The 15078-nt window shown below is 34.5% G+C and carries 19 protein-coding genes and 7 tRNA genes (1 of these 26 cut by a window edge); 3 read left to right on the plus strand and 23 right to left on the minus strand.

All coding sequences use genetic code 11. The features are described 5' to 3' along the window. Nucleotides 1–310, minus strand: partial view of a hypothetical protein gene (locus QFZ87_RS01035; protein ID WP_309856694.1) — the 5' portion only. The gene continues 251 nt to the left of window position 1, outside the view; the window shows 310 of its 561 coding nt (coding positions 1–310); it begins with the start codon at nucleotides 308–310; the stop codon falls past the left edge of the window. A gap of 94 nt (nucleotides 311–404) precedes the next feature. Here QFZ87_RS01035 and QFZ87_RS01040 point away from each other — a divergent pair, with 94 nt between their 5' ends. After that, entirely contained in the window at nucleotides 405–560 is a 156-nt protein-coding gene (locus QFZ87_RS01040; RefSeq protein WP_309856697.1) for a hypothetical protein, read from the plus strand. Between the two features lie 185 nt (nucleotides 561–745). Further along, nucleotides 746–3460, plus strand: coding sequence for a class I SAM-dependent DNA methyltransferase (locus QFZ87_RS01045; RefSeq protein WP_309856700.1), 2715 nt, complete (start codon nucleotides 746–748; stop codon nucleotides 3458–3460). Between the two features lie 103 nt (nucleotides 3461–3563). Here the strand turns inward: QFZ87_RS01045 and QFZ87_RS01050 are convergent, their stop codons facing one another. The 9 genes from QFZ87_RS01050 to QFZ87_RS01090 form a co-directional block, all read right to left on the minus strand. Continuing rightward, nucleotides 3564–3803, minus strand: coding sequence for a hypothetical protein (locus QFZ87_RS01050; RefSeq protein WP_309856701.1), 240 nt, complete (start codon nucleotides 3801–3803; stop codon nucleotides 3564–3566). A gap of 11 nt (nucleotides 3804–3814) precedes the next feature. Then, complete coding sequence (locus QFZ87_RS01055; RefSeq protein ID WP_309856703.1) at nucleotides 3815–4138, minus strand: P27 family phage terminase small subunit; 324 nt, start codon at nucleotides 4136–4138, stop codon at nucleotides 3815–3817. A 247-nt stretch (nucleotides 4139–4385) separates the two neighbouring features. After that, the gene (locus QFZ87_RS01060; protein ID WP_309856706.1) at nucleotides 4386–4613 is read right to left on the minus strand and encodes a hypothetical protein; all 228 of its coding nucleotides are present in this window, start codon (nucleotides 4611–4613) and stop codon (nucleotides 4386–4388) included. A 128-nt stretch (nucleotides 4614–4741) separates the two neighbouring features. Continuing rightward, nucleotides 4742–5152, minus strand: a complete 411-nt coding sequence (locus tag QFZ87_RS01065; protein ID WP_309856710.1) for a phage major tail protein, TP901-1 family — start codon at nucleotides 5150–5152, stop codon at nucleotides 4742–4744. Nucleotides 5153–5232: 80 nt separating this feature from the next. Next, complete coding sequence (locus tag QFZ87_RS01070) at nucleotides 5233–5931, minus strand: phage major capsid protein (protein ID WP_309856712.1); 699 nt, start codon at nucleotides 5929–5931, stop codon at nucleotides 5233–5235. Next, nucleotides 5918–6745: an HK97 family phage prohead protease gene (locus QFZ87_RS01075; protein WP_309856715.1), complete on the minus strand. Its 828-nt coding sequence runs from the start codon at nucleotides 6743–6745 to the stop codon at nucleotides 5918–5920. The genes QFZ87_RS01070 and QFZ87_RS01075 overlap by 14 nt, the downstream gene beginning before the upstream one ends. Before the next feature lie 537 nt (nucleotides 6746–7282). Continuing rightward, complete coding sequence (locus QFZ87_RS01080) at nucleotides 7283–7540, minus strand: hypothetical protein (RefSeq protein ID WP_309856718.1); 258 nt, start codon at nucleotides 7538–7540, stop codon at nucleotides 7283–7285. 298 nt (nucleotides 7541–7838) lie between these two features. Further along, nucleotides 7839–8261 carry a helix-turn-helix domain-containing protein gene (locus tag QFZ87_RS01085; protein ID WP_309856721.1) on the minus strand — a complete coding sequence of 141 codons (423 nt, stop codon included), beginning with the start codon at nucleotides 8259–8261 and terminating at the stop codon, nucleotides 7839–7841. Between the two features lie 387 nt (nucleotides 8262–8648). Further along, complete coding sequence (locus QFZ87_RS01090) at nucleotides 8649–9116, minus strand: hypothetical protein (RefSeq protein ID WP_309856723.1); 468 nt, start codon at nucleotides 9114–9116, stop codon at nucleotides 8649–8651. 338 nt (nucleotides 9117–9454) lie between these two features. Between QFZ87_RS01090 and QFZ87_RS01095 the strand changes: the two genes are divergently transcribed. Then, nucleotides 9455–9622: a hypothetical protein gene (locus QFZ87_RS01095; RefSeq protein ID WP_309856726.1), complete on the plus strand. Its 168-nt coding sequence runs from the start codon at nucleotides 9455–9457 to the stop codon at nucleotides 9620–9622. Between the two features lie 57 nt (nucleotides 9623–9679). Here QFZ87_RS01095 and QFZ87_RS01100 read toward each other — a convergent pair whose 3' ends face one another. The 13 genes from QFZ87_RS01100 to QFZ87_RS01160 form a co-directional block, all read right to left on the minus strand. After that, nucleotides 9680–10693 (minus strand): type II TA system antitoxin MqsA family protein, encoded by a 1014-nt coding sequence (locus tag QFZ87_RS01100; RefSeq protein ID WP_309856728.1) that lies wholly within the window; start codon nucleotides 10691–10693, stop codon nucleotides 9680–9682. A gap of 67 nt (nucleotides 10694–10760) precedes the next feature. Further along, entirely contained in the window at nucleotides 10761–11108 is a 348-nt protein-coding gene (locus tag QFZ87_RS01105) for a hypothetical protein (protein ID WP_309856733.1), read from the minus strand. 448 nt (nucleotides 11109–11556) lie between these two features. Beyond that, nucleotides 11557–11805, minus strand: a complete 249-nt coding sequence (locus QFZ87_RS01110; protein WP_309856736.1) for a hypothetical protein — start codon at nucleotides 11803–11805, stop codon at nucleotides 11557–11559. A gap of 143 nt (nucleotides 11806–11948) precedes the next feature. Then, nucleotides 11949–12158: a hypothetical protein gene (locus QFZ87_RS01115; protein ID WP_309856740.1), complete on the minus strand. Its 210-nt coding sequence runs from the start codon at nucleotides 12156–12158 to the stop codon at nucleotides 11949–11951. Further along, nucleotides 12159–13037, minus strand: a complete 879-nt coding sequence (locus QFZ87_RS01120; protein WP_309856743.1) for a hypothetical protein — start codon at nucleotides 13035–13037, stop codon at nucleotides 12159–12161. It abuts the gene before it with no gap. A 153-nt stretch (nucleotides 13038–13190) separates the two neighbouring features. After that, a complete protein-coding gene (locus QFZ87_RS01125; protein WP_309856746.1) occupies nucleotides 13191–14138 on the minus strand; it encodes a tyrosine-type recombinase/integrase in 948 nt (315 codons plus the stop codon). A gap of 103 nt (nucleotides 14139–14241) precedes the next feature. Then, a tRNA-Leu gene (locus tag QFZ87_RS01130) sits at nucleotides 14242–14327 on the minus strand. A gap of 70 nt (nucleotides 14328–14397) precedes the next feature. After that, nucleotides 14398–14479 (minus strand) — tRNA-Leu (locus tag QFZ87_RS01135). A 14-nt stretch (nucleotides 14480–14493) separates the two neighbouring features. Next, nucleotides 14494–14569, minus strand: a tRNA-Lys gene (locus QFZ87_RS01140). Between the two features lie 59 nt (nucleotides 14570–14628). Then, nucleotides 14629–14703 (minus strand) — tRNA-Gln (locus tag QFZ87_RS01145). A gap of 69 nt (nucleotides 14704–14772) precedes the next feature. After that, nucleotides 14773–14844 (minus strand) — tRNA-Glu (locus QFZ87_RS01150). A gap of 13 nt (nucleotides 14845–14857) precedes the next feature. Further along, nucleotides 14858–14948: transfer RNA gene (locus tag QFZ87_RS01155), tRNA-Ser, on the minus strand. 4 nt (nucleotides 14949–14952) lie between these two features. Further along, nucleotides 14953–15027: transfer RNA gene (locus QFZ87_RS01160), tRNA-Asn, on the minus strand. Nucleotides 15028–15078: the final 51 nt, after the last annotated feature.

The raw sequence follows: 15078 nt of genomic DNA on the forward strand, positions 1-15078 counted from the left end.
ACATTCCATTTTTAGAACCTCGATTATCTTGCCCAGAACATTGAGCTAAGCCTAAATCATGAAGTGAATGTATCCATCTTATTTCCTTAGACTGGCATTCACTACTAGTTGCTCCAATTGGTAACCATTCAAGGATTTCAACTTCAACTTCATTCAAGCGATCACCAACAAATTTTTTATATTTTTTATTTCTATATGAAATATTCCAAGCACGATTTGGATTAAATCCTATATTGGTACCACAATTACTGCCAACATAAAATATAATGCCATCTAAAGTATGACCATATACGTAATATCTTTTTTCCATATTAACTCCTCCTCCTCATCTTTTCTATCCGAAGAATTCAAAGTGTCAATTAAGGGTGGTAAAATAATTTAAAAGAAGTAAAAGGGGGATTTTCATGGATAAAAAATATTCCGCTAATGAACTACTGGAAATCGTGAAGAATCTTGATAAATGGGTATCAAATGAAGAAAGACACAAATTTTTGACGGAAATGTTTTATGAATTCTACAACCGAAGCAATATTCCAAGGGTTGATGAAGATTGGGAATAATAAAAATCACCTTGATTTAGATAATCGAGGTGATTTTTTTTGAAATAAATTGATATTTTATATAGCCAATCATTCTTAGGTGGTTTACTTTATCCATGTATTTAAGCCTATTCTAATAGTTCTAGTGAGCCCTATTATGTTAAAATAATGGAAAACAAGCTTAAGCATAGACAGGAGAAGAGTTTATGATTGAAATAAGCAAAGAGGAAATTCAAAATCGTACATATGACTTTCTTCGGCATCATGAGAATGATAGCGATGAACGTCAGCAAGCGCAAATGTGGATACGTGATTTCTTAGAAATTTTTGATATTCCACGTCAGAAAATCAACATTGGTTTTGAGTGGCGTGTTAATATTGATGGCTCTCAAAAGTACGCTGATCATTTACTAAATGGTGTGTTGTTAATAGAAATGAAATCACGTAATAAGAAGCTGGACAAAGCAAAATCGCAAGCATATCGCTATGTAATGAGCTTAGACAAAGCTGATATTCCAAAGTATGTGCTATTAAGTAATTTTGACCGTATCCAACTATTTGACTTAATGAATCCTGAAAACAGATGGGATTTCAAGGTAACTGATTTACCAAAACACTTGGACAAGTTTGCTTTTTTAGTTAACAAGGTCATGGATGTCAAAGTTCCATCAAATCCAGTGAATGTTAAGGCAGCTCAAATGATGGAAACTTTACATACTGAACTATTAGAAGCAAAATATCCTCGTAATTATGCTGACTTGCTTATGACACGTGTTGTTTTCTGTTTATTTGCGGAAGATAGCGGGATTTTCGAACCGAACCAGTTTAGCAACTATTTAAAAAATGAAACAAGAGTGGACGGCAGCGACTTAGTAGATCGTCTCGCAGTACTTTTTCAAACCTTGAATACTCCTGAAAATGAGCGGTTTCAATCTGAAGTTTTAAAAGAATTTCCATATATTAATGGTGGGTTATTTAAAGAACCCCAACTTACCGGTTTGCCATTAACAACAGCAATTAGAAGTCACTTAATTGAAACTGCTTCATTGGACTGGTCTAAAATTTCTCCAGTTATTTTTGGATCAATGTTCGAGGGTGCGATGGATGAAAACCGACGTCATAGTCTAGGAGCTCATTATACGTCTGAAAAGAATATTCTTAAAGTAGTTAATAATCTCTTTATAGATGAACTACGAGAAGAATTCGAACAAATTTTATGCTTAAAACGCGGACGCAAACAAAGACTTGAGATATTTCATGATAAATTGGCAAAACTGAAATTCCTTGACCCTGCTTCCGGCTCAGGTAATTTTTTGATTGTAGGTTATCGTGAGCTTAGACGACTAGAGCATGAGGTTATTTTAGAGGAACTGGAAGGTAAGCCGGTTCTTGACGTTGATATGTGGGTTCGTTGTGAAGTTGCTCAGTTTTACGGAATCGAGATTATTCCTTATGCTGTTTCTATTGCTCGTGTTGGTCTTTGGCTCATGGACCACTTAATGAACATGGAAGCAAGTGAACTATTTGGACAATTTTACGCACGCTTACCACTTCATGCAGGAGCTAATGTTATACATGCAAATGCACTTGAAATTGATTGGGGAGAAATAATTCCACCACAAGAACTAAATTATATCTTTGGCAATCCTCCCTTTTTAGGGCATAACAGAAAGAGTTCCGACAATACTAAAGAGCTTGTTGCGGTTGCTCCTAAATGGAAAGGAATTAAAAACTTAGATTACGTAGCAGGATGGTATATCAAATCTTCATTCATGATGGAAAAAAATGAATCAATTAAAACAGCTCTTGTATCAACAAATTCAGTTGTTCAGGGGATTCAAGCTATTTCATTATTTGGGGAATTACTTGAAAAAGGATTCTATATCAATTTTGCACATCAAACATTTGAATGGGATAACAATGGTGCTCATGTTCATGTTGTGATTGTAGGTTTTAGCAAGGAGAATAATAAGGTAAAGAAACTATTTACATACGAATCACTTCGTTCGGAATCTAACCTTGTAGAAACACCATTTATTAATGAATATCTTTTACCAATGGAAAGAGTGAATCTTGAAGGACGTAGTACACAGATTTCAAATAAGCCTGAAATGGTATATGGCTCCAATATGTCAACAGGAACAGCGTTGATGATAAAAACACGTGAAGAGGCAGTTAATCTTGTCAGAAAATATCCATGGACTAAAGACTTTATTCGTCCATTAATTGGCGCGCAAGAAATAACCAATAGTACAAAAAGGTATGTTTTGTACTTAAAAAATGCTAAATCATCTGATATTAGAAACAGTCCTGATGTTTTGCAAATGATTAGAAAAGTTCAATCTGACAGAATTAATAGTAAAGACCAACTAGCTAAACAAATAGCAAATCAGCCAACACTGTTATATAGTGATAGGGTTTTAGATGGAGAATTTTTAGTGATTCCAATTGTAACATCTGGGAGTAGAGAGTATATTCCCATGGTTTACGAAAAATCACCAACGATTGCAACAAATAAAACATTTCAGCTTCCAAATGCTAGCTTATTTTTATTCGGAATGTTGGAATCAAAAATGCACATGGCTTGGATGAACGTAACAGTGGGCAGATTAAAAAGCGATTACTCATATTCAAACACATTAGTTTATAATACATTCGTATTTCCAAATACTGATGAAACCCAGGAAGAGAAAATATCAAATTTAGCACAAAACATTTTAAATGTACGTGAAAAGTATATAAAACAGGGTCAAAAGATTAAAGATATTTATGATTCATTATTAATGCCACCCGATCTTAGAAAAGCACACAGCGAATTGGATAAAGCGGTTGAAAAATTGTACAGAAAAGAGCCTTTCCATTCAGATGAAGAAAGAGTTGAACACCTAATTAAACTTTACCAAAAAGCAACTGGGAAATAGCTAATAAAACAATCTCGTAAAGGAGAAACATTCTATTAAGCACCAATCATCGATTTAATACTGATTGGTGCTTTCTTTACTATCATGCTCATTTAATCTTACCTCACCAATCTTCCTGTCTATCTCTATCATCACGTAAAATGTATTCAAATTCACGAGCAACTTTATAAAGTCGTTCATTTCCTTCTTCTTCATATTTCTTCATAAGGATTTTGTAGTAGTCATTAGCTTCAACTCTTATTTTATCTTGAACTTTTAGAATGTAGATTAGAGGGTCGCAAGGAATTCTTTTCAGAAGATTGAGGACTTCTTTTTCATTTCCTAAATTTAGATCTATAACCATTTGCCTCCAAATCATAAAAAATCGCTCCAATCGTTCTTGCCTGAGTCAGATGCTTTCTTCTTAAGCTGAGAACTAAAGTCAAGTCCTAAAAGAATCATAGCTTCACGTATCTTAGCTTCAGCTTTGTTCTTCACTGCAACTGCTGGATGTTCACGAACTCCATGCAATGAAGTAGTCGTAAATCCTTCTCGAAGCAATTGTTCTTCACATTGCTGAACTGTATAGATATTGAAGGCCAATCGTTCAATGACTACTTTGTCTGTATCTCGAACTTCACCAAGCTGACTAACTTGTTCGAATATCATTTGATAGAGTTTCTGAATTTCAGATTTCACGTTAAACCTCCTTTACAAAATTTTACATAAAAACTCTTGTGGGAAAAATTACCCGCATTAAAAGTGTACACGTCCCCGTTATTTTGGTGTTTTGAGCGTTTTTGTTCTGAGAGGTAGGCGATACCTCACTCTTAGGCGAGAGGACGTATAATTGTACATATGCAATCAACAAACACATTGTTGTAAGAACGAAGTCTTCATGGTACAACAATTATGACTATCTACTACATTGCAACTACCCTTGCAACTATAAGAACTTCCGTATGAATCCATATGATACTTCAGGGATTCCCATTGATTGAAGTGTTAAGTTAGTACGATCGAATACCACTGCCCTCTTACAACTAATATCCTTCTCTTGAACCTTCTCAACTAAGTCTTGAGCAACTATAGTAGCAACTGCTGCTCTGTACTGCTCAGAAGTAAGATATTCTCTAACCTTTATCAAATGATATAGCTTCTCATGAACATTCATTATGATACTCCTTTCAATTGTTGTGCTGTGCTACTATAAGTAGTTGTATCTGTTGTACTAACTGTTCTATATAACAGTAAGAAGAAATTAAGGCTAAGAGAATATGCCCCTAGCCTATATCATACTTATTAAGGTGTTACGTCAGTTTGAGTTAATGCTCCAGAACCTTGTAATGAGATTGAATATTGGACCAAATCATCGTATGGAAGCTCAAGCGTGAAGTCAGTGATGATGCAAGTTCCTTCATAATGAAGTCCTGATGGGAATTCAATATAAGCAACAACGCTTTCTCCATTTACAAAAGCAGTTTCTAAAATAGCATAAGCTGCATCAGATTCAATAAAGCAGCCATCAGCATCGATTGACCATTCTTTGAAACCTGTTAAACTTTCTTTCCAGTATCCAGCTGTGTCCTTACTCGTGGCGTCGATAGTTTCCGCGCTCCGGTTAAGGGTAGCATTTCTTTGACCACCAAGTACTTTTCCAGTTGTAACATCTTTGATATATAACTTAACTTTAGCACCAGTAATTTTTGACATTTCAATCTATCCTTTCGTTAATAAAGCATAAAATAAGACAGAAGATTCTGACTTCTTAGAACGTGAAGAAATTCACAATATTAAGCGATAATAACTAACTTTTGGAAAGCATCAGAGTTGAAAACACAACCATCAAGGTAGACATCGAACAAGAAACCAACTGTACCTTTAAGAGCATGGTCAGTATCTTGAACCATAGTCATCTTAGGACCTTGTTTAACCATTACTGCATATCCATCTACCATACTTCCTAAGATACAAGGAGTTTGTCCAACAGCAGTTCCAGCTTCTAAAGAATCAGTAACGATTACTTCAAGACCGAACAATGTGTAGCTAGGCTTTCCGTTTACAATTCCGTTCTGAATGTAGAAATGACCTACAGCATCTTTTAATTTAGCAATTCGATTGAAGAACGGACGGCTCATGTAGAATGCAGAGCGTTGAAGGTACTCAGGATGAACATTCAAAGTCATATCAAGTAACATATCTAACAATTGAGCGTCAGTATCAGCCATTGATAAATCGAACTTCTCAATAGTTGTATCAGGAACAATTCCTCGGAACTCTTCAGCAGCTGTACCACGAAGGATTGATTTTTCAATTGCTTTGAAAGTACGTTTTGCTAGTAAGTTAGGAACGTATTCTTCCATCTTAGTAGCAGCATCATGAATCAGTTGTCGGCTCAGTTGCATGTAAGCACCAGCACGTTTTTGATTCAATTCTACTTCACCAAGAGACAATGCATCTTCAACTAAATTTTGTCCTTCACCAACGAACATACCAATACCAACAGCTGTTTCTCTTGGAATCTTTACATAACCAGAAACTGAAGGGGATCTTTCTTGCTCTTGCAAATACTGGAGAACTTTCTTCTAACTTTTCAACGATCATGTCAGCAACAGCTTGAGGAATAACTGCTTCCTGTCCAGAAGTCATTGTTAAAGAACGGAAAGTATCATTGAACTCACGAATTTCTGTTTCACGACGAATTTCAATTTCATTTTGTGCAGTATTGTATCTAAATTCAGTTTTCATTTTAGATTGCTCCTTTTCAATTTTGTTTTCTTGTAAGTTAGGAATCTCAACTTCTTCAACTAAGTTGATACCTCGTGCAGCTATTGTTGATTGACTATAAGCAGGGTCTTTGACCACTGAAACTTCAAACAATTCCATTTCCTCAATTGTTCGTTCATGTAAGCCGTTTCCAAGAGCTTTCCATGAATCTTTGATCGTACGGAATCCGAATGACATATTCTGAAGAATTCCAGAGTTAATCAATTCGTAGTAATCTTTACCCCAGGATGTTGGAGCAATTGTTGCAGACATAAAAAGACCTTGCTCATCTTCTCGAAGTTGCAAAGAACCATTCCGAGTTGAAGCAAGGATTTTTTTAGCATCATGTTCTGCGAGAAAATCGATCTCTTTTGCATTCTTGATAGCTTGAGCAAATGTGCCTTTGGCTATCTTTTCAACAAATCGTTTGGTAACACCCAAAACTTCACTTAATTGCTCGGTTTTGTTCACATAGCCGGACACCCGTAAAGAACCATCTTTATTAGAATCCAGCTTGATACCTCGGACCCTAAGTTCCATTTGTTTCATAGACTGAATCAATCCTTTCTTTTAATTTGCTTGGCCAAGCAAACTTGAAAAATGGCAAAATAAAAAAGACTACAGACAAATGTCTGTAGCCTGGTTGTTCGGAGCTTGCTCAAAGAACCGAACGAAATTGTTGTCTCTGCAACCTGACCCCTCAAGGTACAAAAACTGAAGATGGTGTAATCTGAAGAACATGGAGACTTCGAACAGCGACTGGACAGGTCGCTGCAAATATATTAATTAGATTATTAACAAAAGAAAAAGCAGAGTTTTACGAGAACCTCTGCTTAGGGTGGAAGTTGGTATAGGAGGAACCAGAGCTTCCAGTTTGAAGGAGACTTAACAACTAATAGAATAAGGATGCTAAATCAAACCAACTCAACTACGTGAAACCATGAAGAAAAAATCGAAGAGAAATTAGATGATACGGCAATCGGAGTAACCGAATCTCTTAAATAACTCTCTATTAATATTATAAACTTCAGCCATTTGCTAGACATATTTTTGCAATTTTATGCAAATTTTTGTAAGTTAATTTCCACCATTTTGAGACTTAGAAATTTTCTTGTAGAACTTTCTCATTTCATTTAAGACAAGCAAATAATCTTTCTTCACTTCTTCTGAATCATGTCTAAACATATTTAGAAGAACCTCTGTTTCTTCCATGACAAGACCTTTTTCAAAGATTCGATCGCGATTATTCATTTTCTCAGAATCACAAAGTTCAGCCAATTCCCAAACTTCTTGTTGTTGTTTTTTGATTTGTTCATCAAGTGTTAGTTTTGACATGAATGTTTCCTCCATTTGAATAAAATTTATATTACTCTTATATCTGCTTGGTTTTAACCTGTAAATGAAAATTGAAAACTTTTTTTGTAAAAAAAGAACCGATCTTTTGACCGGCTAATTAATTCATTCATAGCAATAAAAACGTAGTGTAACGGAGTTTTTATTGCAATAAATTAAATGTTGTTTTTAAATATTGTTTTTAAATATTGTTAGAGTATCTTTAAAGAACTACTATGGTATTTTCAAAATACTATTATAGTATCTTCAAAGAACCATAAAAAAAGATTAAAAAAGAAGACTAATTAATAGTCTTCGTAATAATGAATTCTTCTGGTGCAAGTTCTTCTTCTTCTTCAGTAAGAACATTTGAAGCAACTGGAAAGTATACGACGTACTTATTAACATAATTCTTGTTTGATGATTCCTTACTTCTGATAACTTTTAAAAGCCCCTCCGATTCAAGAATTTCTGTTGCAGATATTATTGCTGACTTGCTAAATCCGAGATCATCCATCATTTTAGCTTGAGAAGGAAAAGCATAACTTTTCTTTGAATTAAATTTATCGACCAGGTAGCTGTATATCATGTATGCGTTTCCTTTGCTTTTTCCTTTGTCTTTAAGAATTTCAAAAATGATATGTGGCACTTGGACGAAAGTTTGACCAGATTCTTTTAATTTATCAATTCTAAGCATTTTATAACTGACTTGTCTATATTCCAAAATTCATTCCTCCGATACTTTATTTCACTCACATTTTATTTCTATCAGCTGAATGAAAAACGTAAATCAATCGGACAAATTTTTTGAAGGAATTTGAACACTTCAGATTTGAATTCTACGCTCAATTTTAAGACATTTAATATATATTTATATTAAATGGCAAAACTAATTGCAACACACGCACAATCTAGAACACTATTTAGAAGTTATACGAAGTCCATCGTGGACTTTTATAGAAGTAATGTAAAAATATAGGAATTGGTTTAAATCATTCAATATGTGTCAATCTGAAGCTTCGTAGATATATTCAGAGATTAGTATATATAATAAAATAAGGATTTTATACATAAAAAAACCGAGCACTAAGCTCAGCTCACTTACTTCTACCTAAAACCAAAAATTATCGGCGTCAGGATTTTCATTTAATTCTTTAATTTGTTGATTGATATTATCTCTCCACTCAATTAGTCTAGCTAATCGCTCTTCTTTAGTCGGTAATTTATATTCCTCTCGATCTGCCTCTGCTTCTTCCCTGACTTTCTTTAATAGCTCCGAGAATTCTTCATTAGTCTTAAAGGTTCCATCTTCTTCTTCCCAACCAATAAGCTCAGTTTCAACATCTTTGTAATCGGGGCATTTTATATCAAAGCCGAAATATTTCAGAACAAAATCTTCGTAATTAAGCCACTTATCATCAGCTTCTGTTTTAAACTCAGCTGATCCAGTTCTCTTTCCATCTTCCGCGCTGTAAGCATCGAATAAGTATCGTATCTTAGCTAATGTAGCATCTTTTACTATTGAGACATGTCCAGCAGGATAAAATCGATCCTCATAACATTTCATTAAAATTTCCATTAATATGACCCCCAAGTTTTTTCTTTGTTTTCATCTTACGGAGTCTCTTTATATCCACCTTTGGTCGAAGTGTAAAACAAATTATAAAAATAAAATATTTGATTTTAATGGAATTTCATATTGTTTTCACATATATTCCATTTCCTAACTCAAATTAAGTTCATAATTAAAGTAAGAGGAGGTGAATAAATGGAGCAGACTTGTACTGATGGAAGTAGCAATGAAAGATGAGTTGCCTGAACTTATTATATTTATTTCAGTGGAAAAGTTCTTCTCCATTATGAAGTAGCTAGAATTCCGGAAGATCCCCCGTTTTTGTTGTAGGTACTACATCAAAAATGGAAAAAGAGGCTGCTATTGAACTATTAAGTGGTTGTAAACAATTTAAGACCTTACATAAAGAACTCTTTAGGATTGAAGTAAAATCTTTTGTTATGCATGATAAGCAGTTTAAAAAGGTAAAAGATTGGTGGCATCATTTTCATCCAAATGGAATTTACAGATAACAACTACGAAATTTAATATAAAAAAAGAAGCCCTCTTAAGAATAAGGGGGCTTTTAATCAATCCAATCTTAAAGTATCAGCGTAATCGTAAGAAATAATTTCTCTATCCTCTGTATTTTTCCATCCTTCTTCTTCATGAGAAAAATCGCTTATTGCAACAGAACCATAAAGTTTAAAATGTTCATCAACTTGGTGTAATATTTCTAGTTCTTCTTCATTAAATAAAGTATCATCAAATTCTTCAAGAGATTTTATATTTATTATTGTATAGTCGTTAATAAATTCGTATTCAATATCAATCATTTCATTTTTCTGTATAGTTGATAATAGTAAATCATGATCTTTAGGGACAGGTCCATATGGCAAACGAACATAAGGCATTCCACTCATTGATAGTAAATTTCTTTTGTAATTTAAGAAGTCTGTATAAAATAACAACTTCATTAATTTTGTTTTTTGTACACCTCTACTAGCAAAGAATAGTATCATGTTTATTAGTTTGTTTAAATCGAAAGAACTATATCCTGAATCGATAGTTTTCTCATGTAATTTATAATTTATATGCAGAGCTTCAACCAACCCTTTTTCTACTGTCTGTTGATCTGCGCTAGAAAGTTTTTCATTAATTTTTTCTTGTTCTTTTTCAGTAAACTTATGCTTAGTAAGTTTATAGTACTCGTCAATTGCTTCCGGATGTTCTTTGAGTCTTTTTAGTACTGACATATGAGATGAATCGGGGAGGTATTTTCCTGATTCGTAACGTACAATAGTTGCTTTACTCCATCCCAGGATACGCGAGAAAAGGTCCATAGATAATCCGTACTGGGTACGAATAGATTTAATTTCCTCTAGGGATAATCCAATTCTGTCTTGATACATTTTCGAAAGCGTTTTCATGGTCTCTGTATCCAAAATCTCGTCATACAATTCTTGACCACAATCACACATTAAAACTCGTTCGTCTATTTCAAAAGTTTCACCTTTAAATGTATAGTTTGAACGGCGATCGACAACACTAGCCTCAACATCCTTTTGGCAACCTTCACAATACATAATTTTTGTTGATGCCATAATAGTGCCCTCCATTGTTTTGTTCCTCCGTTACTGTTATTTGAGATACTGCTATGATTAGTTTAATTTACCAATCTTTGTGGAAAGATAAACACACGCACCCACGGTGATCGATTTTCATTTTGATATAAGTCAACACACCATTTACCTCTTTTTTGAAAATCCAAATAACTTTTCCATCTTGTGGTCTGTCATTATCAACACAAGGACCATCAACATAGTCATTCGGTGTTAACTTTAGCGCTTCATCCCAGCATTGATGCACGCTAGTTAGACCAATTTCTAAAAGAGCTTCTATCCATTTAACTTTTCGTCCAGATGGATGGTCGTATGTTCTTTTAATGAAATCTTTCTTTCCTCTTGAGATGAGTTGCTTAGCTTCACGAAGAAAAATTTTTTCAGAATTATGCGACAATTTGTACCTCCATTAAGTGCAAACTACATCTCTGGTTAAAACTAGTATATCCAATAACGGTATCAATTGATACCAAAAATAATCTATTCGACAAAAGTTGTTATTTTTCGACATTTTATTCACAAAGGGACAACAATGAAGGGCTCCCTTTAAATTATAGAATGTCTTCATAAATAAGGAAATGATTTTAACAATTTTTTCCCAATAAATTTTGTTGCCCTTTTCTTTATATCCAATTATGTAAAACCCCCAGATTTTAAAATTTTTATACCAGTATTATAGGGGCGTTATTACGAATGTAAAACAAAAGCTCAATTTTTTTCATTTTAAGAAAAAATAAAGGTTAATAAATTTTATATTACCTCCCAAGTTTCTGTTCAATCTGGGTCAATTATGGCCTTCTGGGGGCTATCTATAACATTAATTAATTTAACTTATTTTGTTAAGGTTATTGTTCATCTCTGTTAATTATTTGCACTTCCAATATATCCAATCTTCTTCCAATTGAATAGTATTGCTCTCTTAACTCATTTCCTAACGAATCTAATAATTTTTCGATTGAGAATATCTTTGATTCAATTGCTGCTATTCTTCTTCCATAATCAGAATCAATTTTGTCTAAGCTCTCATGAATTCCTATAACCATATTTCTGTTAACTTTTACAATTTCCTCAATAATCATTTTTTCGTTTTTCATTTTTATCTCCCTCCATTAGTTAATTTTTGAAATGTCTTTATATTTATCCGTATTGAAATTTAAAGGAAAGATAATATAAAATATTAACTCTCCTATCCAAATTCAATACGGGTCAAATATGGACTACTGGGAACTATCCAGAGTTATTTGAAATGGCGGCTAAAAGAAATTTTTCGATACAAATCAATAATCTCTTTGTTTTTCTCTTCCCACTCGGAATTTTTAAGCATAGGAATTCTAAAAGTCTGTTCCATCATAGTCATTAATTGAGCCAGTCTAACGGCCTTCTGATTTTTAGTGCATTTTGACTGTAATATATCTTTGTATTGGTAGGTGAAATTTTCTAGAGCCATTTATTCCACCTCCAACCAGTTATAGAAAGGAACAGGATTCCTGTTTTCAAATGAAACTTCTGAGCGCTCAGATATTAATCTTTCGCTTCGAACCATTTTTGATCTCTTTATATCTAATGATGCTTTATCCTTTGCCCTTCTTAATTCCAATTCGTGCTCTTTGTTAGTTAAAGCTGTTATGAAGTAATCCCTGAAATTATCTACTTTTCCTTGAGAATACTTGTCCTTCACTTTTCTAAGTACAGCATTAAAAGTTCTTTTAGAAATATCTTCTTTGACTGATTCCCAAATTGAATCAATTAATTCATTATTGATTGATTTAATAACTTTAGTCGAACTGGTTCGCTTATCATCATCTAAAATATTATTTTCTTTAATTTTTTCTTTTTTATTTTTCTTTTTAATACTTGAACCCTTTTGTACAGGCTTGGGTGTATCTTTGGTCAACGCTAGGTTTTCCCTTTTGTCAAAGCTAGGGGTGTCTTCAGACTGCATTGGAGTAGGATTTAAAGGTGCGCCCAGGTCTTCCCTTTTGTCAGAGCTAGGAAGTAACTCATTAATAATCTTGTTTGTTATGTGGAAGTATTTCTTTGAAGGAACTCCCATAATTTTTGTTTCAATGTATCCAGCTTCTTCTAATTCTTTAACAGCCTTCATTTGCTGCTTGTATGTAAGAGCAGTCTCTTCTTGAATTGTTTCGCTTGTTAAAAAGAAATACTCTTTTTCATCACGAACAGTTAACATACCTTTACTTCCAAAGCTCTCATAACTTGAACACAACTGACCAAAGATGATCGCACCATTAACAGAAACTGAATGAGCCAATTCTTTGTTGTACATTACGAAACCTTTACCACTTAAAATTGAAATTAATTTCATCGCTTCTTCTCCTTTTGACATAACAAAAGAAGACATGCTAAAATTTAATAGCAGAGGTCAAACTTCTGTGTGTTATTTAGAGATGGTTGGGGTCCAATCCAAAAGCCATCTCTTATTTTATTTTAATATACCGAACACACATTCGTAAAATAATTAGAAATATTCCGAAAAATCCTCTTTTTTTAATGCTTGCTTCTCTAAATCAGCTCCCCAAATTTGAACATATCTCTTTGTTACTTCCAAAGTTGAATGTCCTAGTAAGACTGCTAACGAAAATGGGTCCATACCCTTCAATATTGCCTTCTTAGCGTACGTTCTTCTGCAAACGTGAGGACTAACTTGTTTTTTAATTCCACACGCTCTAGCGGCCATTCTGAGCCTTTCCTGATATGTGCTCTTGCTTAGCCTGCCATTATCCTGATTAACAAACAGAAAATCATGATTTAGCTGCCCACGAATCTTTATAAAGACTTCTAACTTCTCTTGCATGCCTTTGGACAAAAAGACCATTCTTTGTTGTAAGTTTTTTGATTCCGTTATTACAAGTCTCTTCCCATCAACGTCTTGAAGTTGAATGTTCAAACATTCATTAATTCTAATTCCCGTATCTAAAAGCAATTGAAAAATTACCAAGTCTCTAAGAGCTGGAAAAGTGTTCTGCTTTTTGAAGTGTACAGCAATTTTCTTTATTTCATCATCTTCAAGTGTTTCTCTAATCTTTTTACGATCTCGGAGCAATTTAACATTTTCAGTTGGATTATTCTTAATCCACTTCTTTTCTTCCAAGAAAGAATAAAAAGGTCTGATTCCTCGAAGTTTGCTATTGATGGTTGTTACTTTCAATTTCTTTTGCCAAAACAAAATGATTTTTTCTATATCCTTTTCTGTGACATCCACCAATTGCTTATTGATTTTTAGGAACTGTAAATCCCTTTTTAAGACATGAAAAGCATCTTCGTAATACTTAATGGTTGTTTCACGAACGTTTTTTAATCTTCTGCTTTTGATGAATTCTTTGATGGCTTGTTCATCATTAATTTTTGTTACTTTGTTTACAATTTCTCTTTCGGATTGAGTAAGTTCTCTTCTTCTCAAAATCATCACCCCACTAGACTATCGTGTTAGATTTTGACGGAAAAAATCTAGTGAAGAAAACACAAAAAAGGCACCCTTCTTTCGAAGAATGCCTTGATACGTATGTATTTGGTGCGGCCGAGAGGACTTGAACCTCCACGGGGTTGCCCCCACTAGGCCCTCAACCTAGCGCGTCTGCCATTCCGCCACGACCGCGTTATAATTAGCGACAAAAACAATCATAACACGATAACTACTTTATTTCAAGAGGAAATGATTGGTTTGATGCGGGTGAAGGGAGTCGAACCCCCACGCCTTGCGGCGCCAGATCCTAAGTCTGGTGCGTCTGCCAATTCCGCCACACCCGCATATTTAGTTAAAATGGTGAGCCATGAAGGACTCGAACCTTCGACCCTCTGATTAAAAGTCAGATGCTCTACCAACTGAGCTAATGGCTCGTACTAAGATGTTTCACTAATCTTTTATACCGTTAGTCAGATGGCCAATAAAAGAAAAATGGCTGGGCTAGCTGGATTTGAACCAACGCATGTCGCAGTCAAAGTGCGATGCCTTACCGCTTGGCTATAGCCCAATATTTTTAAAAGGTAAATATAAAGATTAAGAAACAGGAAATGAGTCAATGTCACTCCCCGTCCCCTGATGACCCTTACGGGATTCGAACCCGTGTTACCGCCGTGAAAGGGCGGTGTCTTAACCGCTTGACCAAAGGGCCGTAAAATATATTATGGCGGAGAAGGAGGGATTTGAACCCTCGCGCCGGTTACCCGACCTACACCCTTAGCAGGGGCGCCTCTTCAGCCTCTTGAGTACTTCCCCATAATGGCTCCGCAGGTAGGACTCGAACCTACGACCGATCGGTTAACAGCCGATAGCTCTACCACTGAGCTACTGCGGAATAATGATTATTTTGTTTTCAACAAGGCGTTTGCCCTGTCGACTCTTTACA

This window comes from Bacillus sp. SLBN-46, assembly GCF_031453555.1.
In the GTDB taxonomy this organism is placed as follows: domain Bacteria; phylum Bacillota; class Bacilli; order Bacillales; family Cytobacillaceae; genus Neobacillus.

What these genes read in the sequence shown, in the direction of transcription:
- QFZ87_RS01040 (WP_309856697.1), top strand. Translation starts at nt 405, where the DNA reads ATGGATAAAAAATATTCCGCTAATGAACTACTGGAAATCGTGAAGAAT.
- QFZ87_RS01045 (WP_309856700.1), top strand. Translation starts at nt 746, where the DNA reads ATGATTGAAATAAGCAAAGAGGAAATTCAAAATCGTACATATGACTTT.
- QFZ87_RS01050 (WP_309856701.1), bottom strand. Translation starts at nt 3,803, where the DNA reads ATGGTTATAGATCTAAATTTAGGAAATGAAAAAGAAGTCCTCAATCTT.
- QFZ87_RS01060 (WP_309856706.1), bottom strand. Translation starts at nt 4,613, where the DNA reads ATGAATGTTCATGAGAAGCTATATCATTTGATAAAGGTTAGAGAATAT.
- QFZ87_RS01065 (WP_309856710.1), bottom strand. Translation starts at nt 5,152, where the DNA reads ATGTCAAAAATTACTGGTGCTAAAGTTAAGTTATATATCAAAGATGTT.
- QFZ87_RS01070 (WP_309856712.1), bottom strand. Translation starts at nt 5,931, where the DNA reads ATGTTCGTTGGTGAAGGACAAAATTTAGTTGAAGATGCATTGTCTCTT.
- QFZ87_RS01075 (WP_309856715.1), bottom strand. Translation starts at nt 6,745, where the DNA reads ATGGAACTTAGGGTCCGAGGTATCAAGCTGGATTCTAATAAAGATGGT.
- QFZ87_RS01080 (WP_309856718.1), bottom strand. Translation starts at nt 7,540, where the DNA reads ATGTCAAAACTAACACTTGATGAACAAATCAAAAAACAACAACAAGAA.
- QFZ87_RS01090 (WP_309856723.1), bottom strand. Translation starts at nt 9,116, where the DNA reads ATGGAAATTTTAATGAAATGTTATGAGGATCGATTTTATCCTGCTGGA.
- QFZ87_RS01095 (WP_309856726.1), top strand. Translation starts at nt 9,455, where the DNA reads ATGGAAAAAGAGGCTGCTATTGAACTATTAAGTGGTTGTAAACAATTT.
- QFZ87_RS01100 (WP_309856728.1), bottom strand. Translation starts at nt 10,693, where the DNA reads ATGGCATCAACAAAAATTATGTATTGTGAAGGTTGCCAAAAGGATGTT.
- QFZ87_RS01110 (WP_309856736.1), bottom strand. Translation starts at nt 11,805, where the DNA reads ATGAAAAACGAAAAAATGATTATTGAGGAAATTGTAAAAGTTAACAGA.
- QFZ87_RS01115 (WP_309856740.1), bottom strand. Translation starts at nt 12,158, where the DNA reads ATGGCTCTAGAAAATTTCACCTACCAATACAAAGATATATTACAGTCA.
- QFZ87_RS01120 (WP_309856743.1), bottom strand. Translation starts at nt 13,037, where the DNA reads ATGAAATTAATTTCAATTTTAAGTGGTAAAGGTTTCGTAATGTACAAC.
- QFZ87_RS01125 (WP_309856746.1), bottom strand. Translation starts at nt 14,138, where the DNA reads ATGATTTTGAGAAGAAGAGAACTTACTCAATCCGAAAGAGAAATTGTA.